Source organism: Nitrincola sp. A-D6, from assembly GCF_000764495.1.
Taxonomy (GTDB): domain Bacteria; phylum Pseudomonadota; class Gammaproteobacteria; order Pseudomonadales; family Balneatricaceae; genus Nitrincola.
Genome location: NZ_JRLB01000054.1, coordinates 1 through 19,421 on the forward strand (window position 1 = coordinate 1; position 19,421 = coordinate 19,421).

Below are 19,421 nucleotides of genomic sequence, written 5' to 3' on the forward strand. Positions count from 1 at the left end.
GACCCGGAAGAGCGTGAAGCTAATGTGCTTCGTCATACGGCGATCGGTCAACTGGATATCACCCCCTTCGAGCAAATGAAAAACAGCGACAATGAACATATTCGAGAGCGCTATGAATATGCTCGAATCGTAGCCATACAAGACACCTTGGGCGAAGCCAAAGACCTGCTGCGCTTATTGGAAATTGAAGAAGCCAATATCCAATACTATGAAACTGAACATCACTACGCCCTCACCACGGCTAAAGCCATTGCCGCCGTTGATAAATTAGAGCGGTCGATTGATAAGCGATACGTCGATCCGGGCATACAGCTATGGAATAACGTCACTTATGCTACCCGGAAAGTATTTAGCTCAGATCCATTTAACCGATCAGCCGATGAGCAACGACATCAATTCGCGGCCTATGGGATAGAGCAACGTAAAAAGTACCAACGGCTTGCGGATTACTGGAAAACACTGGATCAACGTCCTGGTGTGCATGAACCCGCCAAGCTGGCGCTGCTGGGTGCTGAACAGCGACGTTGCGAAGATTGTCTTGGCTTTGCAGCCAGTCAGTTGGGTTCGTATGTCGATGGCGTTAGGTTAAATGCATCCACCCGGCCTCGGTTTACGAAAAACTCAGTCTGGATGAGATAGAGGGAGAAAACTCAGCTGGTTCGGAATGGGCTACACTCTTCGCTGGCATGATTTCAGTGGCTTCCGAAATGGTTAATCAGCTGGGTGATTCAACAGTCATCGAACGTGTGCAGCAAGTATTCTTTAATGTGTACACTGAAGTGGCTACAACGCTCTTTCATGGGAATAGCCGTATTCAGCTCACACACATGGAAACACTCGCAGGTGTGGTAGAGCGAAGAGTTCGCATTCCCACCAGTGAATTAAATAGTCAAATACACCAACACTACGAAAAATTTCTAACAGGTCAGTCATCAAACCTGTTCGCCTCGTCAGACGGACAACCGCCTAATGGCAGAAACAGCGGTCTACATCAGCATACACATCGTTTTGGCAGTATCAACGTAACTACCTATGACTATGTGACGGATACCGCAGCAGGTAGAGCGAGTGCCGGGCTATCGGGTATTGCCCTGGCCCTGGCCCTCTTCAGTGCCCAAAAAACCATTAAAGACTGGCACGACCATCACCGATTTGATGCACGATCCAAAGCCGGAGCAATCGCCAACCTGCCTGCAGTGCAGCTCAGCGTCGCCTTCAGCACCGTCGTTGCCAGTTACAGCTCGCTAAGAGCCGAAGCCACCTTCATCCGCGCCAGCCAAGGCGCCGCTCAACTCGCCACCCGCTTCGCCGCCTATGCCATAGCAGGGTTACCGGGTAGAGGTTATGTGCTTCCTCAACGACCCAAACTGGGGATATCGAGTACTCAGATGGCATTGAGAGCACAGCAAGCCAGGATATTAGGGGGAATAGGCCTGGTGATTGGCTTACTCATCTCTGCAGGGCAGGCATGGGAGGGTAAAGTCCGTGAAGATTATGCCTGATGACAGGACATACATTGCAAGGAGCGGGTGGCTTGATGCTATCAGCATCACTGTTAGGCTCTCTGGCGGGTAGTAAAATTACTGCGTTAGCTATTGTTGGCAAGGCTGTTGCTGCTGTTGCCTGGCCCTTAGTCATTATAGGGGGAGTGCTCCTTGCAATCGGACTGGTCTTCGTCGCTTCCCAACGAACGGACTTGGAGCAATGGATCTCTGAAGGGTTTTGGGGAAGTAGTAAGAGGTACTGGGATGATGAACGTCCTGCATTTAACGCTCAATTAACTCAATCCAGAAAACTAATCACTAGTGATTCTGATACGTTAGATCAGTCAGAACAACTTCTAGTTCTTTTTAACGATGAAATGCGAGCCTTCGAAAAACTGATCTGGCCGATTAATGCTTCACAAATAGAAGACGATTTGGTTGTAAAGGTGGAGTTTCAAGGCCTCACTGATGAAGCTGATTTAGCGCAATTATCTATCAGCATAGAAAACTATCAGCCCGCGGAGCCCATGGCATGATGACAGGTGCATCAACCTGGGCACGCATTCAAAGTCATCAGGTACGTCGAGAATGGGTAGGGCCCGGTGTCGTGTCGTTAGATTTATCTGCCTATTCTGATGAGAAGAGACTGCGATTAACCGTGAGTTTGATCGCTTAATCGCTGATGGTGAGTCACAGCGGTTTACGATGATAGAGCCACTTGAAATCACAGTTATATAATCAAAGAAACTATAGGATAACCGGATGTCGTTAACACCTGAAGAGTTACTACCCAATCCCACTGAAAATCCAGATGTTATTGAGGCATTAAATCTGTCCATTACAAAGATCGATGATGATTTGATTGAAATTCCCCATATGACCGCAATGGGTGCTAATACATTTTTTAAGATGGTTTTTATTGCATTGATGCTGGGGAGTGCAGCAGCATATAATCCTGGTTGGTTTGCCTCGGATGGTAAACCAGGTGTTGCTTATGCTGCTATCTACAATATGTTTAATAGAGAAGAAAGTATCTTATCTTCTTTTGCACGTTACGAAGATAGAAAAAACCCTGGATTCACTGGTTCGGGTATGTCATATGAAGAGTTCAAATTAGATATGCTCGAACGCCATGGCAGAGGCATAGGGTCTGGTCTATTTGCTATAGCTTTTCTTATGGGAACCTGGATTTTATTAAATATAGCGATTGCAAACCCTGTCAGGATTGATCGCAAGCGTCGTATTATGTATGCTTGGATTCATGGTCAATTTGCATGCATTCAGTTTCCTTCTAATATTGATCAGCCTATGCAGGTTGTCGAAGCCCATGTGCCTATGCGAGATAAGGCAAACGATCTTTATAATATGACAGGACCCTTAAATCTCTGGTTGCCCTATCCCAAAAAAAATAAAAATGTAATCGTTAGCTTAGGTGCCAATCATGGATTATTTAACGCAATGGTCTTAGGGCAACCTTATTACCTACAAGACTTTCTGAATGATTACCTGACAACCCCCAATCCGAAATGGCTGGATCAGCTTGGTCCTAAGCGAAAGCCTAAATATGTACACCCACTCAATTACTTGTTATTTCATTTCTCGCGCTTACAGTTCTTACCTCAGTTTCCGTTCAAAAAACGTAAAACGGAAAAAGCGATTGAAGCGTTTATGAAGAATCCACGTACGAAGCTATATGATGAATATGTGCCGTATCGTTAAACATCTGGATGATGGTGCAAACAATACTAAGGAGCATCATCAATCGGCTTAACAGTCGATGGCCTTGAAGCGTTTCACCGGTGAGGTGCCATGCCGACATTATTATTCAATAATGTTAAATTGCTCTCGTGCGATATCCTTGTGTATTCCGTCAAAATGCCACCACTCATGACTGAGCGGGATAAAGCCAGCTTGAGTCATGATGTCAGCAAGTAATTGGCGGTTGTCCTTTTGTGTTTCGTTCAAGCCAAATGCCTGAAGGTGTGCATATCCTAAATAGATTGCGACACTGCTCTGATAAAATGGGATGAACCCCATATCTATTCTTTCGCCGTTGGCATCCACAATAGTGACGTCAACAGCAACACCATAGTTATGCATTGATCCACTATCAGGATGCGCGACATACCTTTCAAAGCGTGTACCCTGCATTTTTTCAAACATCTGCCTGGATACACTTCTGGGGCGTGCTGCATCCATTATTATAATTGAATGGTCTGGATGTATGGCTTTTAGATTTTGTTGAGCTGAGGATAATTGATGAGCAACTTCTTCACGAAGATAAGCTGTGGTTAAGCCATCGTAAAAATTTTGTCGAAAAAGATTTTTAGTGGAGTCAGAGTTGACCAGGTCTACTTGAATCGTATTATCAATGGAGTGAATATCCACCAGGTCTGCTTGAATGAATCTGTTTTCAATCTCGTTTGTATGAGAGATAGCACTTGCAGAGAAAATCATACAAAAATACGCCAATCCAATAGTGTTTATCTTTAACATGACTGAATACACCATGAGCATAATAGAGGGTGATGGCTAGATTTGTACTGCATTTGCGCCAATTTGGTTGATTAAAATAACATGCCTGATGAAATCTAATCAACTCTGGCTGTTTATTAAGTAGTAGTTAATTTTCGGGGTTGAAGTTTTGTGTTTGTAGGGTAATCTAGCCAATCAATTTTAAAAGGGACGAAGGAATCGTAAATGTCAGGGTTGGGAAACTATTACAGGGTAGTATTGTTTGTTTTGTGTGCATTTTTTATTGATATACGTGTTGTCTCTGCAGCAAAGATAGACGAGTTTTATGTGCATGAGTTTCTTCGGATAACAGAATCCAGTGCTATCTGGCAAACCTCTAAATTTATTCAGCAACTAAATGAAGAGGTTCAACTGCTGGCTGATGACGGTTTAATACCCTCTCGTTATCGCTTAACTGATGTAGATTCAATGATCCAGCAGCTGGATCAAAGTAAAGATTTAGATGAATCAAAAAAGTTTGAGGTAGTACGTCAGTACTTTTCGGCATTGAGCGATTTACACTATGGTCCAACATTGCAGGCGAATATTGAACCCTATTTAATTTATCCTGAGCATAGGCAACCCGTCACGCTTGATGCTAACCATATTCTTAATTTTGCCCTTTTGGGCGTGGACTCTCCTTCGGATGCTTTTGCTTTGGCCAGGCCAGACTATATTCCATATCTGAGACTACGTGTGGCTTTTAGGGTTGCTGAGAAGTATGGGGTGCTTACTGATGATCAGCGGCTCAAAGTGCAAGTCAATCTGGAGCGTTTCCGGCGTTTGAGCCATAAAGTCACTGATCAGATGTTACTGGTGGATATCGCCGGAGCTGAGTTGGCGTTATATGATGGTGGTTCTCAACCCCTTGTACAGCAGGCTTCTCAAATTGGGCGAACGGATCGCCAAACCCCGCTGATGTGGAGCGAGGTGACTCATATTACGGTTAATCCCTCCTGGACTGTGCCGCCAACAGTATACCGTGAGGATATGTTGCCTCAGATACGCCGTAGTCAGCGTTTTTTGGAGGAAAACCAGATACAGGTGTTGGATTTCGATGGAAACCCGCAGAGTCCCGCGTCGATTAACTGGCGTAATCCTGGCCGGATTCTGCTGCGCAGGCACCTGGCGACCAAAATGAGTTAGGGCGGATAGTGGTACGTTTTCCAAATAACGAAGCAATTTTTCTGCATGATACACCCAGCCAGGGATATTTCAGTCAGAACATGCGCGCATTGAGTTCCGGCTGTGTCAGATTGCAGGAGGCTCCTGAGTTGGCGCATAAGCTGCTGGCTGTCAGCAAGACCGATGCCGCAAGTACGTTAGAGCAGTTATTGAGTACTGGTGTGACTCAGGAGTTATTTTTGGATCAACCCATCCCGGTATTGTTGGCTTATTGGACTGTTGATACAGACGCGAAAATGAGGTTGCATTTCCGCTCTGATATTTATGAGCTGGATGAGCCGATGCTGGATTTTTTTAAAGATTTGGCGGCGTTTCCGGATAGACAATACCTGCCATAAGAGCTCTGCCGTAACGTGTCCATATTTGCCCTGGCTTTAAGTGATGATCCTCCGGTCGCATTTCAAATGTTACGATGGGGATCTGACGCTCCACACCTGCATAGCTGCCATGAGAGCCAGGGCGTGCACCCAGTTTACAGATTGGCAGGTCAGTATGACGTGCCATGGCCCGACTGATCTGAATGGCCGGCCCATCATAGTCGATACAGGCCAAAGGTTGGTGAATGGATAGAATTCTGTCGGGAGGGTAGATTTTCTTGATGTTTACCAGTGCCCGGGATTCGGGTTCCGATAAGGGGTGCATGCCGAACTGACGATTATTGATGCGGTTTTGGCTTGGAAAATTACGATTGGGATCCACCCCTCGGGCATTTGCCCGTGTATTGGCCAGTAAGCCATCCGGGTTAGCGACAGGGATTGCAATGACCCGGTGCTGATAGCGCCAATCTCCCGGAAGTTGCTTGAGTTTTTCTATTAATTGTTCCGTCAGGGTTGTGCTGGCGGGCTCATTGCCGTGAATCGCACCGTAGACCAGGGTTGTCTGATGACCACAGCCGATTCGGGTGTATTGGATAGGACGTCCGTTGTATGAATGTCCCGCGATACCCTGTTCAATATCAGGAATATTATTTGGGCAGCTTGGTTGAGGTGATAGCAGACTGCATCCGTGTGTCAATAGCATTGTCAGTGCCAGGCAAGCTGACACTGCAATTTTATGAGATGGCATAAAAAACTCTCAGGCAAGGTCCAGGTACACAAACCCTGACCCAAAGCTGGTATCAGGGCGTAGTGTCTCGATTCAGATCATTCGGAGATGATCAGTTCGACTCGACGATTGGCTGCACGACCTTCTGCTGTACGGTTGTTGGCAATAGGGGCTTCCTGGCCCATTCCAGTCACCTGGATTCGTGACATCTGGATGCCTTGCTGGTTCAGGAAGTCAGCAACCTGGCGTGCCCGGTTCTCAGAAAGTGCCTGATTATAATCCGGGTTGCCAATATTGTCTGTATGGCCGATCACTTCAATGTTCAGGTGGGTGTTCTGTATCGATGCCCCTGCAACATCGGTGAGTGCTGCCTGTAGCTCTTGACTCAAACTTGCTCCATCAAAGCTGAAAGCCTGGATTTCAGGAAATTCGAGTAGCAGAGAGTTGTCATCCCGTTGTTGCATTTGCAAATAGGGTGAGGTGATCAGAGCATCAGCAACTGAGCGTATCGATTCAGTAGTTTGCGCGGTGTGGCTGCCATCAACCTGAGACTGGTCGAGCTGCACAGCCAGTTAATATGAAACAAGTAAAGCCCACTATGATTGCTTTTCTTGGATTGAATTCCATTTGTTTCTCCCAATAGATAAAAAATGCGTTCCAAATCGCCAGCGTCCATGCTGAGCGATATTAAGGAGCTTTGCGGGAAAAATCCACTCTAAAGAGTGAAACTAAGCATAATTTTGATATGTTGCAGGTAGATAATACGACGAGCTAGCTAAGAAAAAGCCCGACAGGGTCGGGCTTTTTACGGAGGTTTATTCAGACTTCTGCTTTGCCAAGCGTTCTTCCCAGAAGGTAGCGTTTTTGATGCCCAGTTTCACCGGATCAAAGGTGATAGGGCCACCGGCTTTCTGCTGCTCTTCATAGTCACGTAGCGCTTTCATAGTGGGTTTGGAGACAAAGAAGATCACCAGGATACCGACAATGTTGATCCAGGCCATCAGTCCGACACCGACATCACCCAGATCCCAGATGTAACCGGCGGTGTTGACGGTGCCGTAAGCTACCATGAACATGATAACCAGTTTGACAATTACCAGGGGTATATCAAGCTTGAGTGCACGACGCAGGTAGGCGACATTGGTTTCGGCAATATAGTAGTAAGCCAGGATGGTGGTGAAGGCAAAGAAAAACAGTGCAAAACCAACAAACACAGGACCTACGCCACCGAATACGCTTTGTAGCGCCAGTTGTGTAAATGCAGGTGAACCGATTTCAGTACCAGCTGCAACGTTCTGAACGATAAATTGGCCAGCTTCCAGAGAGCCCTGCACATTGTACTGCTGTGTGATCAGAATCATCAGAGCCGTGGCGGTACAGATAAACAGTGTGTCGACATAAACCGAGAAGGCTTGTACCAGACCTTGCTGGGCCGGATGCTCTACTTCAGCCGCTGCCGCTGCATGGGGGCCGGTTCCCTGACCCGCTTCGTTGGAGTAGATGCCGCGTTTGACACCCCAGCCAATGGCTGCACCAAATCCAGCCTGAGCGGTAAAGGCATCAGTGAATATCAGTCCGAATACCCCAGGTACTTTGTCCAGATTCAGGAAAATAATGATCATCGCCATCACGATGTAACCCAGTGCCATAAAGGGAACGACGAACTGGGTGAAGTGAGCGATGCGCTTGATGCCGCCGAAGATAATGAACGCCAGTACGATCAGAATAATCGCCAAGGCGATCAGCTTGGTGCTGCCAACTTCGCCAAAGCTGCTGGAAACCATCTGTCCTTCGCCAAATACCTGGGTAACCGCATTGCCGACTGCATTCGCCTGAATTCCTGGTAAGAAAATGCCACAGGCGATAATCGCTGAGATAGCAAAAAGAACACCTAGCCATTTCCAGCCCAGGCAGCGTTCAAAGTAGTAAGCTGGTCCACCACGGTACTGACCATTATCGTTAACCTTGTAGATCTGACCTAGTGTGGATTCAGCATAAGCGGTGCTGGCACCCAGGGAGGCAACCACCCACATCCAGAAAACTGCACCTGGGCCACCAAAGCCTATCGCGGCGGCGACACCCGCGATGTTACCCACCCCTACACGGCCTGACAATGATACTGCAAGCGCTTGAAATGAAGAGATACCCTTGTCTGACTCGTTAGAGTTGAACAGTAGGCGCCACATCTCTTTAAAATGACGTACCTGCGCAAAACGCGTCAGGATGGAGTAGAAAAGACCTGCGCCAAGGCACAGAAAGATCAGAGCATCACTCCAGATAAAACCGTTAAGAGTATTAACCAGTGTTTCCATGATGAGATTCCGGTTCGTTATTGTTGTTAGCCTTTGTCGATAAGTCTGAAGTTATAGGTTTATATATTTTTATAACCTTTAGGCTTCGACACCAAGGGAAAGTATTCTACAGTAACAAAAAACTAATATCTATCTAACGTGTAGTGATTAATTCTGAAATACTTTTAATAAAAAGCAAAAAAATCTATTTTTAATAAAAAAGTAATAACAATTACTGATATTTTTTGTAAGATTTTGAAATTAAATGGTTATTTAGGTTTGTGTAAGAGGGGAGGCAAAAAAGAGGCGGATATTGGGCCCTTGTACAGAAAAGCCGCTTAGGGACGGCTTTTCTGCTGGGAAGGTTATGTTTAGCTTTGCAGTCCGGCAACACCGGCTTTGGCGACCTGGGCGTCCTGATCAGGTTTAACCCCTGATACACCTACGGCCGCTATAACCTGTCCTTCGTGAATCACGGGTACACCGCCTTCTAAAGTAGCGCTGATCACGGGTGCTGACAGGAAGGCATTGCGACCGCCATTAATCATATCTTCGTAGACTTTGGTTTCACGGCGACCCAAGGCGGCTGTACGTGCCTTTTCGACAGCGATATAGGCACCAACTGGTGCGCAGTCTTCCATACGTTGCATTGACAGCAGGTGACCCCCATCGTCGACAACAGCGACAGCAACAGCCCAACCATTCTGTTTGGCTTCAGTGAAGGCGGCGCTGATCAGTTGGTTGGCTTCTGACAGTGTAAGGGCCTGTTTCGTGTACATGGGTGATCTCCTGTTGTATTTTCTTGTCGTTAATTAGCTGAGTGCATCTTCCACTATTTCAATCCAGTGACGTACTTCCGTGCGTCCAGCACCATTGAGGTGTGTCTGGCAGCCGATATTGGCGGTGGCGATCATATCAGGTTTGCCGCTTTCCAGGGCATTGAGCTTATTGTCTCTCAGTTGTATAGAAAGCTCGGGTTGCGTGACCGAATAGGTGCCAGCTGAGCCACAGCACAAATGCGCATCGGGTACAGCTGTCAGTGTAAATCCAAGTCGGCGTAACACACCTTCAACTGCACCGTTGAGTTTGAGAGCATGCTGCAGGGTGCAGGGACAATGAAAAGCCAGCTTTTGATCGCTATTCAGGCTGAGCGCTGTCAGATCTTCATGGGCCAGAATTTCTACCAAATCTTTGCTCAGCACACTGATTTTATTGGCTTTTTCAGCGTAGGCAGGATCATCTTTCAGTAGATGTCCATAGTCTTTTACAAAGGCGCCACAGCCGCTGGCAGTTTGAATAATCGCTTCCGCGCCGGATTCAATCATCGGCCACCAGGCATCAATATTCTGGCGTGCGCGAACCAGTCCGGCTTCATGGGCATTCAAATGGTAGTCCACGGCACCACAGCAGCCAGCTTCGTTGGCCGTGATGACCTGAATGCCCAGTTTATCTAAAACGCGGGCTGTGGCGGCATTGGTGTTGGGTGACAGGGAGGGTTGTACGCAGCCTTCCAGAATCAGCATTTTGCGGACATGTTGGTTTTCAGGGCGTGGTTTGGCCTTGATGCTGCGTGCCGGTATTTTTTGCTTCAGACTGGCGGGTAATATTGGCCGAAACAACTGCCCGGTTTTCATCAAGGGCTCAAAAATCTGTGGGTTAGGGATAACCTTGCGCAAGGCGCTTCGTACCAGCTTTTCACTGAAAGGGCGTCCCACCTTGTCTTCAATGGCAGCACGACCTATGTCCAGTAAGGCGTGATAGTTTACACCGGAGGGGCAGGTGGTTTCACAATTGCGACAGGTCAGGCAGCGGTCCAGATGAGCCTGGGTTTCACGGGTGACTTCGCCACCTTCAAAGAAACTTTTCATCAGGTAGATGCGCCCACGCGGACCGTCCAACTCATCACCAAGTAGTTGGTAAGTTGGGCAGGTTGCCGTACAGAAACCACAGTGCACGCAGCTGCGCAGTATATCTTCAGCTTCTTGGGCGCGGGGCAGTTTTTTAGCGTCTTCAGACAGGTTAGTTTGCATAGTATTTCTCTCTACTGCTTAATAGTCGCTGTACATGCGTCCGGGGTTAAAGATACCTTTCGGATCCAGTTGCGCCTTGAGTTGCTGATGATAGCGAATCAGTAAAGGTTGTAACGGATGCAATGGCTGGTCAGTGATGTCAGGGGTGAAGCAGGTGGCATGGCCTCCGGCATTTGCCGCCGCTTCACGTAGTATTGCTTCCGGTTGGTCAGTTTTGTACCAGCGTTGTGCGCCACCCCAGTCGATCAGACAGTCACCCTCAAGGCCTGGTTGAGCGGCATTAGCGGGCAAAGACAGTCGCCAGAGTGGGCGTGAGTCCTGAAAAAAGCCTAGTTGCTGTTCTTTAAGTAGCGCCCAGAATTCTGGATCGATTTCCTGGCCCTGCAAGCTGTCAGCAAAGTTTTTTACCGAAGCTTCACCGCCTTCCAGGCGCAAATAGAGTTGCTCCTGATAGTGACAGGCGGCCGTGATGGGTAGCGGTTGCTGTCCCCAGCTAATCAGCTTCTGCAAGGCTTCTGCCTGATTGCATGGAATGCTCAGGTGGTATGCATTACGTGGCTTTGGCAGGACTTTCATGGACACTTCAGTGAGTACGCCCAGGCAACCAAAGCTGCCAGCCATTAGGCGAGACAGGTCATAACCGGCGACGTTTTTCATTACCTCGCCGCCAAAGCGCAACAGTTTGCCGTGTCCGGTGATAACCTTGGTGCCCAGCACAAAATCGCGTACGGAGCCTGACCAGGGGCGGCGTGGGCCAGACAGACCGGTAGCAACCATACCGCCCACTGTGGCGTTTTCTCCCAGGTGGGGTGGCTCACATCCCAGAATCTGCCCTTGTTCAGCCAGCAGGGTTTCCAACTGCTGCATGGATGTACCGGCGCGGACGGTGATGACCAGCTCGGTCGGGTCATAACTGACGACACCCTGGTGTGGAGTGATATCCAGTACCTCTCCCTGGGTTTTTCGGCCGAGGAAATGCTTGCTGTTGCCACCCTGGATTTGCAGGGGTGTGGCTTCATGTAGTGCTTCACAGACCTGTTCAAGCAGGGCAGCTTCCGTCTGGCTGACCGGCCGCTCTCCAGGGCGATGGTGAGTCTGTTGATCTGTTTGGGAGTTGGCTGCAGACATCAGAAGCGCTCCAGTTCTGGGAAGGGTAGTTCGCCATGGTGAATATGCATGGCACCAAATTCAGCACAGCGGTGCAGTGTCGGGATGTTTTTACCTGGGTTGAGCAGGCGATCCGGATCAAAGGCGGCTTTGACTGCATGGAATAATTCCAGCTCGTCATCATTGAATTGCGAGCACATCTGGTTGATTTTTTCCCGACCCACGCCATGTTCTCCGGTAATGGAACCGCCAACTTTGACGCAGAGTTCCAGGATTTGTCCACCGAGGGCTTCGGCTTTTTCCAGGCCACCGGCACATCAGCATCAAACAGGATCAGCGGGTGCATATTGCCATCACCGGCATGAAACACATTGGCAACTCTTAGTTCATAGCGATCCGCAAGCTCGGCAATACCTTTTAATACGCCAGGTAGTTCGCGCCGTGGAATGGTACCGTCCATACAGTAATAATCTGGTGAAATACGACCTACAGCAGGAAAGGCATTTTTACGACCGGCCCAGAAGCGCTGGCGTTCGGCTTCATCTTTTGCAGTTTGCACGGCTGTGGCACCGGATTGCTCTAACACTTCCTGAACCCGGGCACTTTCTTCATCCACATCGGATTCAACACCGTCGAGCTCACAAAGCAGTATGGCTTCAGCCTCCACCGGGTAGCCGGCATGAATAAAGTCTTCGGCGGCGCGTATGGCGAGGTTGTCCATCATTTCCAGACCACCGGGAATAATACCGGCGGCAATAATATTACCCACGGCCAGCCCGGCCTTTTCCACATCATCGAAACTGGCCATGAGCACCCGAGCGACCTGAGGTTTGGGCAGTAGTTTGACTTTGACTTCCACGACGATGCCCAGCATGCCCTCGGAGCCGGTGAACAAGGCCATCAGATCAAAACCGGGTGAGTCCAGTGCATCGCTGCCCAGCGTCATAAACTCACCTTCCACGGTGATAATGTCGACACTGATCAGGTTGTGTACGGTCAGACCGTATTTCAAACAATGCACGCCACCGGCATTTTCCGCTACGTTACCGCCAATGGAGCAGGCAATTTGTGACGAGGGGTCGGGTGCGTAATACAGGCTGTGTATAGCGCAGGCTTCAGAAATGGCCAGGTTACGCACACCGGGTTGTACCCGTGCAAAGCGCCCCTCGGGATTCACTTCAAGGATGCGGTTGAATTTAGCCATAACCAGCAGTACACCCTGCTCCAGTGGTAATGCGCCACCCGACAGGCCTGTACCTGCACCACGGGCGACCACCGGTACTTTTAACTCGTTGCAGGTTTGCATGATGACCTGGACCTGCTCCAGGGTTTCTGGCAGGACGACCAGTAAAGGCGTGGTGCGGTAAGCGGCCAAACCATCGCACTCGTAAGGTTTGAGCGCTTCTTCACTGTGTAAAACATGCAGGTCGGGCAAGCGAATACTGAGCTTGTGCAGTAGTGCTGTGCGGTCAGGCACAGGCAGCACACCATCAAGGCGCTCATCATGGAGTATATTCATTAATCAGGTCCTGTGTAGAGGCTATGACTTCGTTATTATGCGTTATTAATGCATAGATCTTGGTAGCTGGGAGCCGATAGGTCAACCTTTTAGCTCACTGGTCCTACCAGTTATTTTTATAGAAATTTGTAAAATCCATCTAAGAATAAGACACTGCAATGTATTATTCCTGGTAAGGAAGTTATATTTGCATGGATTTTAAACTGGTCCTACCAGTTGGCATAAGGCAACTTTAAGTAAAGTCTAGCGGGTAACTGGTTAATGGCAGAAGAAACGCGGCAGATTGCCGATCTGGTGGCTGATCGGATTGAAACCTTGATTCTGGATGGGGTGCTTAAACCAGGGCAGCGCTTACCCTCGGAGCGGCAACTGTCAGAGAAACTGGGTTTTTCACGCTCGGCCCTTCGGGAGGGGCTGAAGCTGTTACGTGCCCGTGGGATTATTGCGACTGAGCAGGGCCGTGGCTCCTATGTCGCCAAGATGATGCCCGAGCCCTCTACGCCGCTGATGCATCTGTTTAGTGAGCATCCACGCACACTTTATGATCTGTTGGAGGTGCGTGCGCTGCTGGAGGGGGAGTCGGCACGCCTTGCCGCCATGCGTGGTACAGATGCTGACTTTATTATGATCCGTCGTCGCTATGAAGAGATGGTCGCGCTGACACAGTCAGAAGAGCCGGTAGAACTGCGCGAACATGCTCGCGTTGATCACGCATTTCATCTGGCTGTGTGTGAGGCATCGCACAATCCGGTATTGGTGCACACCTTGCAATCTCTGACGGATTTGCTGATCAGTTCAGTATTTGCCTCGCTGAATAATCTTTACCACCGTCCGGTGCAAAAGCGTCAGATCGACCGTCAGCATGCCCGTTTATTTCATGCAGTGGTGGATCGTTTGCCCGAGCAGGCGCGTCGTGCGGCGGTAGAGCATATTCAGGGTATTCGTGATGAACTGCAGGATATAGAAGTGGAAGAGCAGCGCCTGCTGCGTGCATCCATGCGGCTGCATGGCTGGTGATTAGAATAAAGTAATTAATAATCAGGGTATTTTATGATTCAGGGTATGTTGATTCTGCTGTTTTGTCAGTTGCTCGGCGAGTGGTTGATGGTATTTCTGGGCGCGCCGATACCCGGTCCGGTGGCGGGCATGTTGATTCTTTGGTTGGGGTTACTTGTTTATGGCAAGGTGCCGGATGCGCTGCGCTTGCCGGCGGAAGGATTGATCCGCCACCTGTCGCTGCTATTTATTCCGGCTGGCGTGGGCTTGATGGTGTTTGCTGAACTACTGGCGGCACACTGGCTGGTCGTGCTGTCCTCGCTGATTGGCAGTACGTTGATCACCCTGGTGTTGACTGCGTGGATGATGCAAAGCATGGAGAATTATAAAACGCGGCGTAGAGGTGAGCATGGAGATAGGTAACTTTTGGGTTTATTTTGCCGCCCGGCCCCTATTCTGGATCGTGGTGACGCTACTGGCATTTTTAATCGCCAATTGGCTGAACCGAAAAGCCGGCGGTACAGCCCTGCTGCATCCGGTGTTTGTTGCTATGGCACTGATTATTTCGCTGCTGTTGTTAACTGGAACCGATTACGACACCTATTTTGAGGGTGCTCAATTTATTCATTTTTTGCTTGGTCCGGCAACAGTGGCCTTAGCCGTTCCCCTGTATGACCATATGGCACGTATTCGCCGGCTACTTCTGCCGGTACTGTTGTCCTGTTTTGTCGGTAGTATTACAGCGGCTGTTACGGTGCTTGGTATAGGCCTGATGCTTGAAGGGCCGGATAGATTGTTGCTATCGCTGGCGCCTAAATCGGTCACCTCGCCGATAGCCATTGGTATTTCAGAACAAATAGGCGGCTACCCGTCTTTGTCTGCCGGGCTGGCATTACTCACCGGGGTTATCGGTTGTTTGTTGGCGCCGTTGGTGTTTCGTTTGTTGCGGGTTGAATCGCCTACTGCAAAAGGGTTTTCGCTGGGGTTGGCTGCACATGGTTTTGGTACCGCTTATGCCATGCAGATCAGTTCAATCGCAGGTGCATTTGCCGGGCTGGCTATGGGGTTAACCGGGGTGTTTAGCTCCTTGTTAATACCTTGATAGTGCAGTTGATGGGGTTGCAGTAGTCGGGTTTCTGTTCAAATTATACGTAATGCTTATAATGTGGCATTGCACGCATAAACCATAACAATAAATATGAACGACCCCTACTGTGGAGATGGCTATGCCACGTGATCTGTTTGATTACATTATCGTGGGAGGTGGCTCAGCCGGTTGCCTGCTGGCGAATCGTTTGAGTCAGGACTCCAGTAAACGTGTTCTGCTTGTTGAGGCTGGAAAAAAAGACAATTACCACTGGATTCATATTCCGGTGGGGTACCTCTACTGTATTGGAAACCCCCGAACCGATTGGTTATATCAGACTGAACCGGATGCCGGGCTTAATGGCCGTGCGTTGCGTTACCCGCGCGGTAAAACCCTCGGTGGCTGCTCCTCTATTAACGGTATGATCTACATGCGCGGTCAGGCGCGGGATTATGATAACTGGGCTAGATTGACGGGTGATAATGCCTGGAGCTGGGAAAACAGTCTGGCTGATTTTAAAGCGCATGAAGACCATTACCGCTTGGATAAGGAAAACGCTGCGGCGGTTCAGTCCAGCGGTGAGTTTGCCCAGTTGCACGGACATGGTGGCGAGTGGCGGATTGAAAAGCAGCGTTTGCGCTGGGAAATACTGGAAAGTTTCGCCGATGCGGCTGTACAGGCTGGTATTCCACGTACAGATGACTTTAACCAGGGCGACAATACTGGCGTGGGGTATTTTGAGGTTAATCAGCGTCAGGGATGGCGCTGGAATACATCCAAGGCTTTTTTACGCCCGGTGCAGGGGCGTTCCAATCTGACTGTCTGGACCGAAGCTCAGGTGGAGCGTCTGACTTTTGAACAGGCCGAAGGTGCGCTTCCACGTTGTAAGGGTGTGATTGTGCGTCATGCTGGTGAGGTTGTCAGCGTGCATGCCAAGAGCGAAGTCATTCTCTCTGCGGGTGCCATCGGTTCTCCGCAAATCCTGCAGGTTTCCGGGATAGGTCCGGCTGATCTGCTTGATCGGCATGGCATCGATGTGGTTGTGGACTTGCCTGGAGTGGGTGAAAACCTTCAGGATCATTTACAGATACGCGCTGTGTACAAGGTTCAGGGTGTAAAAACCCTCAACACGATGGCGAGCAATCTTTTGGGTAAAGCGGCTATTGGCCTGGAATATTTACTCAAGCGCTCAGGACCTATGAGCATGGCGCCTAGCCAGCTCGGTGCCTTTACCAAGTCTGACCCACAGCAGCCCTATGCCAATCTTGAATACCACGTACAACCCCTGAGTCTGGAGGCTTTTGGTGAAGACCTGCATCCGTTTCCAGCGTTCACTGCGAGTGTGTGTAATCTGAACCCCTCAAGCCGGGGGCATGTGCGTATCCGTTCAAATCGCATTGACGATGCACCCATGATCGCCCCCAATTACCTGAGTACAGCTGATGACAAGGCTATAGCAGCACAAAGCCTGCGCCAAATACGCGAGATTGTCGCTCAGTCGGCGCTGCAAAAATACCAGCCGGAAGAATGGCGCCCCGGGGTGCAGTATCAGACGGATGGGGAGTTGGCCAAGCTGGCAGGAGATATCGCAACGACTATTTTTCACCCAGTTGGCACAACCCGGATGGGGCAGGTGGATGATCCGATGGCGGTGGTCGATTCGCACCTGCGTGTTCGGGGGTGGATGGATTGCGGGTTGTCGATGCAGGTGTCATGCCGGTGATTACCAGCGGCAATACCAATGCTCCTACGTTGATGATTGCGGAAAAGGCCGCGCGCTGGATACAGTCTGCTGAATAAATCCAGCGTGGGGTTGTGATCCAGGCGCGTGTTTCGGCGTATATCTGATCCCAATGAATAATTGCAACTTACCTGGCTGAGCAGTAAAGTTTTGCGCTTGTCACGATAAGACTGAGGCTTGAGCGTTTATGACACCCTTAGAGCGTTACCAAAAAGATCTGCAGCGCGAGGATTTCTCCTATGATGCGACGCAGGAAATGGCTGTCAAACACCTGCAGCGACTTTACGATGAGTTGATTGGATCGGTAAATGCACCGGTGCCCAGTATGATTCGGCGCCTTTCGGGTATGATTCGTAAAGAACAGAAAGAGCCTTTGAAAGGGTTGTACTTTTGGGGTGGGGTCGGGCGCGGAAAGACCTACCTGATGGATACCTTTTACGACAGTTTGCCGTTTGAGCAGAAAACCCGTACGCACTTCCATCGTTTTATGCAGCGAGTACATCAGGAGCTTAAACAGCTCGAAGGCACCAAAAATCCGCTGGTAGATATAGGTAAAAAATTTGCCGAAGAATCACGTATTATCTGCTTTGATGAGTTCTTTGTATCAGATATTACCGATGCCATGATTTTGGGAGGGTTGCTGGAGCAGTTATTTGCCAATGGTGTATCGCTGGTAGCGACCTCCAATATCGTACCGGATGGCCTGTACAAAGATGGTTTGCAGCGCGCCAGGTTTTTGCCTGCTATCGACCTGTTGAATAAATACACTGAAGTGGTCAATGTGGATGGGGGGATTGATTACCGTCTGCGTGTACTTGAACAGGCCGAGTTGTATCACTTCCCGCTGGATGAGGAGGCCGATATCAGCCTTAATAGCAGCTTTGAAAATCTGGCGCCGGATCTGCATGAAGCTAAAAGTGATCAGTTGGTTGAGGTTAATGGTCGACATATTCGCTGTCGACGGGTGTGTGAAGACGTAATCTGGTTTGATTTTAAGGAGCTGTGTGAGGGGCCTCGTTCACAAAATGACTATATTGAAATTGGCAAGATATACCATGAGGTTTTAATCAGTAATGTGCCTCAGATGGGGCGTCAGAATGATGATGCTGCCCGCCGTTTTATTAATCTGGTGGATGAATTTTATGATAGTGGCGTGAAGCTAATTCTGTCGGCTGAAGTGAGTATTCATGATATCTATACCGAAGGGCGTTTGTCATTCGAGATAGACCGGACCAAAAGTCGCTTGCTGGAAATGCAATCGCATGAGTATCTGGCTAAGGCACACCGTGCTTGAGATCTATGCTATAAATTAGGCAGGGTAAAATAATAATTATCCTGATAAAAGGGTAAGTGGAGGTTGTATGTTTAACGCAGTAGTCATCAATAAAGACGATCAGGGTTATCGTGCCGCATTGAGTCAGGTAGATGAATCGCAATTACCTGAGGGCGATGTGTTGGTCAAAGTAGAATACAGCACACTTAATTATAAGGATGGTTTAGCTATTACCGGTAAAGGGCCTGTTGTTCGTAAATTTCCTCTGGTGCCGGGTATTGATTTAGCCGGCACAGTACTGGAAAGCGATTCTGAACGTTTTGCACCGGGTGACAAGGTTGTATTGAATGGCTGGGGTGTGGGTGAAGCACACTGGGGCGGATTGGCTGAAAAAGCGCGCTTGAAAAGTGAATGGCTCATTCCGTTGCCTGAAGGTTTGAGCGCTCGCGAAGTTATGACGGCAGGCACGGCAGGATATACCGCTATGCTGTGTGTGATGGCGCTGGAAAAAAATGGCGTTAAGCCGGATTCAGGTGATGTACTGGTAACCGGTGCCAATGGTGGCGTTGGCAGTTTTGCGGTAAAGCTTTTGAGTCGATTGGGTTACCGTGTAGTGGCATCAACTGGCCGTCCAGAGGAGTCAGTCTATCTGACAGAGTTGGGTGCAAGCGAAATCATCCCTCGCTCCGACCTGAGTGAGCCGGGTAAGGCCTTGCAGAAAGAACGCTGGGCCGCTGTGGTGGATTCAGCCGGCAGTCATACGCTTGCCAATGCCTGCGCACAAACGCGTTATGGTGGTGTGGTGGCTGCTTGCGGGTTGGCGCAGGGCATGGATTTCCCATCCAGTGTCGCCCCCTTTATTCTGCGCGGCGTTACGCTGGCAGGTATCGATAGCGTAATGCGTCCACTGGATGATCGTATTGAAGCCTGGTCGCGTTTGGCGAAATTGTTAGAACCTGCGGATTTTGATGCTATTGGGCAGGAAATTGGCCTGGATCAAGTGATTGAAACGGCTAATGCGCTGATGGATGGGCAGGTGCGAGGGCGTGTGCTGGTCAAAGTGGCCAGCTAGACGTGTTAATTTAATCGCCAATAGCCGGTTGTTACGAAGCTTCGGGCCGGCTGCTGCCTGGTTAAAAAATTCTCAAAT

18 protein-coding genes and 2 pseudogenes are annotated in these 19,421 nt (G+C 49.3%); 12 read left to right on the plus strand and 8 right to left on the minus strand.

Translation table 11 applies throughout. The features are described from left to right. The 4 genes from LH51_RS20825 to LH51_RS09635 form a co-directional block, all read left to right on the plus strand. A partial coding sequence (locus LH51_RS20825) for a hypothetical protein (protein WP_036521904.1) occupies positions 1 to 639 on the plus strand: 639 nt, incomplete at its 5' end. Between the two features lie 68 nt (positions 640 to 707). Then, on the plus strand, positions 708 to 1,502 hold the full coding sequence (locus LH51_RS09625; RefSeq protein ID WP_144244234.1) for a hypothetical protein: 795 nt from the start codon (positions 708 to 710) through the stop codon (positions 1,500 to 1,502). Continuing rightward, positions 1,502 to 2,020, plus strand: a complete 519-nt coding sequence (locus LH51_RS09630) for a hypothetical protein (protein WP_036521906.1) — start codon at positions 1,502 to 1,504, stop codon at positions 2,018 to 2,020. Before LH51_RS09625 ends, LH51_RS09630 begins: the two co-directional genes overlap by 1 nt. Positions 2,021 to 2,246: 226 nt before the next feature. Continuing rightward, positions 2,247 to 3,203, plus strand: a complete 957-nt coding sequence (locus LH51_RS09635; RefSeq protein ID WP_036521909.1) for a hypothetical protein — start codon at positions 2,247 to 2,249, stop codon at positions 3,201 to 3,203. Positions 3,204 to 3,305: 102 nt separating this feature from the next. On the opposite strand, the gene LH51_RS09640 is transcribed toward LH51_RS09635, so the two are convergent. Continuing rightward, complete coding sequence (locus LH51_RS09640; protein ID WP_052063634.1) at positions 3,306 to 3,980, minus strand: M15 family metallopeptidase; 675 nt, start codon at positions 3,978 to 3,980, stop codon at positions 3,306 to 3,308. 204 nt (positions 3,981 to 4,184) lie between these two features. On the opposite strand from LH51_RS09640, the gene LH51_RS19150 reads away from it, so the two are divergent. Then, positions 4,185 to 5,144, plus strand: a complete 960-nt coding sequence (locus tag LH51_RS19150) for a L,D-transpeptidase family protein (RefSeq protein WP_052063635.1) — start codon at positions 4,185 to 4,187, stop codon at positions 5,142 to 5,144. Between the two features lie 8 nt (positions 5,145 to 5,152). After that, on the plus strand, positions 5,153 to 5,521 hold the full coding sequence (locus tag LH51_RS23545) for a L,D-transpeptidase family protein (RefSeq protein WP_052063636.1): 369 nt from the start codon (positions 5,153 to 5,155) through the stop codon (positions 5,519 to 5,521). Here the strand turns inward: LH51_RS23545 and LH51_RS09650 are convergent. The 7 genes and pseudogenes from LH51_RS09650 to LH51_RS09680 form a co-directional block, all read right to left on the minus strand. Continuing rightward, on the minus strand, positions 5,478 to 6,248 hold the full coding sequence (locus LH51_RS09650; protein WP_052063637.1) for a M14 family zinc carboxypeptidase: 771 nt from the start codon (positions 6,246 to 6,248) through the stop codon (positions 5,478 to 5,480). The genes LH51_RS23545 and LH51_RS09650 overlap by 44 nt on opposite strands. Positions 6,249 to 6,325: 77 nt before the next feature. Continuing rightward, a complete protein-coding gene (locus tag LH51_RS09655; RefSeq protein WP_052063638.1) occupies positions 6,326 to 6,793 on the minus strand; it encodes an OmpA family protein in 468 nt (155 codons plus the stop codon). Positions 6,794 to 7,042: 249 nt separating this feature from the next. After that, positions 7,043 to 8,539: an alanine/glycine:cation symporter family protein gene (locus LH51_RS09660; RefSeq protein ID WP_036521911.1), complete on the minus strand. Its 1,497-nt coding sequence runs from the start codon at positions 8,537 to 8,539 to the stop codon at positions 7,043 to 7,045. Positions 8,540 to 8,889: 350 nt separating this feature from the next. Beyond that, positions 8,890 to 9,297, minus strand: coding sequence for a GlcG/HbpS family heme-binding protein (locus LH51_RS09665; RefSeq protein ID WP_036521913.1), 408 nt, complete (start codon positions 9,295 to 9,297; stop codon positions 8,890 to 8,892). A gap of 33 nt (positions 9,298 to 9,330) precedes the next feature. After that, entirely contained in the window at positions 9,331 to 10,548 is a 1,218-nt protein-coding gene (gene glcF, locus LH51_RS09670) for a glycolate oxidase subunit GlcF (protein WP_036521914.1), read from the minus strand. Between the two features lie 18 nt (positions 10,549 to 10,566). Continuing rightward, positions 10,567 to 11,676 (minus strand): glycolate oxidase subunit GlcE, encoded by a 1,110-nt coding sequence (gene glcE, locus LH51_RS09675; protein ID WP_081960769.1) that lies wholly within the window; start codon positions 11,674 to 11,676, stop codon positions 10,567 to 10,569. Further along, positions 11,676 to 12,961, minus strand: a pseudogene (locus LH51_RS09680) (FAD-linked oxidase C-terminal domain-containing protein). The gene glcE and the pseudogene LH51_RS09680 overlap by 1 nt, the downstream one beginning before the upstream one ends. 474 nt (positions 12,962 to 13,435) lie before the next feature. On the opposite strand from LH51_RS09680, the gene glcC reads away from it, so the two are divergent. The 6 genes and pseudogenes from glcC (at position 13,436) to acuI (ending at position 19,343) form a co-directional block, all read left to right on the plus strand. Then, positions 13,436 to 14,191: a transcriptional regulator GlcC gene (gene glcC, locus LH51_RS09685; RefSeq protein WP_036521915.1), complete on the plus strand. Its 756-nt coding sequence runs from the start codon at positions 13,436 to 13,438 to the stop codon at positions 14,189 to 14,191. A gap of 33 nt (positions 14,192 to 14,224) precedes the next feature. Continuing rightward, positions 14,225 to 14,593 (plus strand): CidA/LrgA family protein, encoded by a 369-nt coding sequence (locus LH51_RS09690; protein ID WP_036521917.1) that lies wholly within the window; start codon positions 14,225 to 14,227, stop codon positions 14,591 to 14,593. Continuing rightward, positions 14,580 to 15,272: an LrgB family protein gene (locus LH51_RS09695; protein ID WP_036521918.1), complete on the plus strand. Its 693-nt coding sequence runs from the start codon at positions 14,580 to 14,582 to the stop codon at positions 15,270 to 15,272. The genes LH51_RS09690 and LH51_RS09695 overlap by 14 nt, the downstream gene beginning before the upstream one ends. Positions 15,273 to 15,396: 124 nt before the next feature. Further along, positions 15,397 to 17,057: pseudogene (locus LH51_RS09700) on the plus strand (GMC family oxidoreductase). A 128-nt stretch (positions 17,058 to 17,185) separates the two neighbouring features. Next, positions 17,186 to 18,292, plus strand: coding sequence for a cell division protein ZapE (gene zapE / locus LH51_RS09705; protein ID WP_036521919.1), 1,107 nt, complete (start codon positions 17,186 to 17,188; stop codon positions 18,290 to 18,292). Positions 18,293 to 18,359: 67 nt separating this feature from the next. Then, on the plus strand, positions 18,360 to 19,343 hold the full coding sequence (gene acuI, locus LH51_RS09710) for an acrylyl-CoA reductase (NADPH) (RefSeq protein ID WP_036521920.1): 984 nt from the start codon (positions 18,360 to 18,362) through the stop codon (positions 19,341 to 19,343). Positions 19,344 to 19,421: the final 78 nt, after the last annotated feature.

Excerpts from the sequence above, each read along its gene's own strand:
- acuI (WP_036521920.1), top strand. The coding sequence starts at position 18,360 with ATGTTTAACGCAGTAGTCATCAATAAAGACGATCAGGGTTATCGTGCC.
- LH51_RS09695 (WP_036521918.1), top strand. The coding sequence starts at position 14,580 with ATGGAGATAGGTAACTTTTGGGTTTATTTTGCCGCCCGGCCCCTATTC.
- LH51_RS09650 (WP_052063637.1), bottom strand. The coding sequence starts at position 6,248 with ATGCCATCTCATAAAATTGCAGTGTCAGCTTGCCTGGCACTGACAATG.
- LH51_RS09640 (WP_052063634.1), bottom strand. The coding sequence starts at position 3,980 with ATGTTAAAGATAAACACTATTGGATTGGCGTATTTTTGTATGATTTTC.
- glcC (WP_036521915.1), top strand. The coding sequence starts at position 13,436 with ATGGCAGAAGAAACGCGGCAGATTGCCGATCTGGTGGCTGATCGGATT.
- LH51_RS09630 (WP_036521906.1), top strand. The coding sequence starts at position 1,502 with ATGACAGGACATACATTGCAAGGAGCGGGTGGCTTGATGCTATCAGCA.
- glcE (WP_081960769.1), bottom strand. The coding sequence starts at position 11,676 with ATGTCTGCAGCCAACTCCCAAACAGATCAACAGACTCACCATCGCCCT.
- LH51_RS09665 (WP_036521913.1), bottom strand. The coding sequence starts at position 9,297 with ATGTACACGAAACAGGCCCTTACACTGTCAGAAGCCAACCAACTGATC.
- glcF (WP_036521914.1), bottom strand. The coding sequence starts at position 10,548 with ATGCAAACTAACCTGTCTGAAGACGCTAAAAAACTGCCCCGCGCCCAA.
- LH51_RS09690 (WP_036521917.1), top strand. The coding sequence starts at position 14,225 with ATGATTCAGGGTATGTTGATTCTGCTGTTTTGTCAGTTGCTCGGCGAG.
- LH51_RS19150 (WP_052063635.1), top strand. The coding sequence starts at position 4,185 with ATGTCAGGGTTGGGAAACTATTACAGGGTAGTATTGTTTGTTTTGTGT.
- LH51_RS09635 (WP_036521909.1), top strand. The coding sequence starts at position 2,247 with ATGTCGTTAACACCTGAAGAGTTACTACCCAATCCCACTGAAAATCCA.
- zapE (WP_036521919.1), top strand. The coding sequence starts at position 17,186 with ATGACACCCTTAGAGCGTTACCAAAAAGATCTGCAGCGCGAGGATTTC.
- LH51_RS09625 (WP_144244234.1), top strand. The coding sequence starts at position 708 with ATGGTTAATCAGCTGGGTGATTCAACAGTCATCGAACGTGTGCAGCAA.
- LH51_RS09660 (WP_036521911.1), bottom strand. The coding sequence starts at position 8,539 with ATGGAAACACTGGTTAATACTCTTAACGGTTTTATCTGGAGTGATGCT.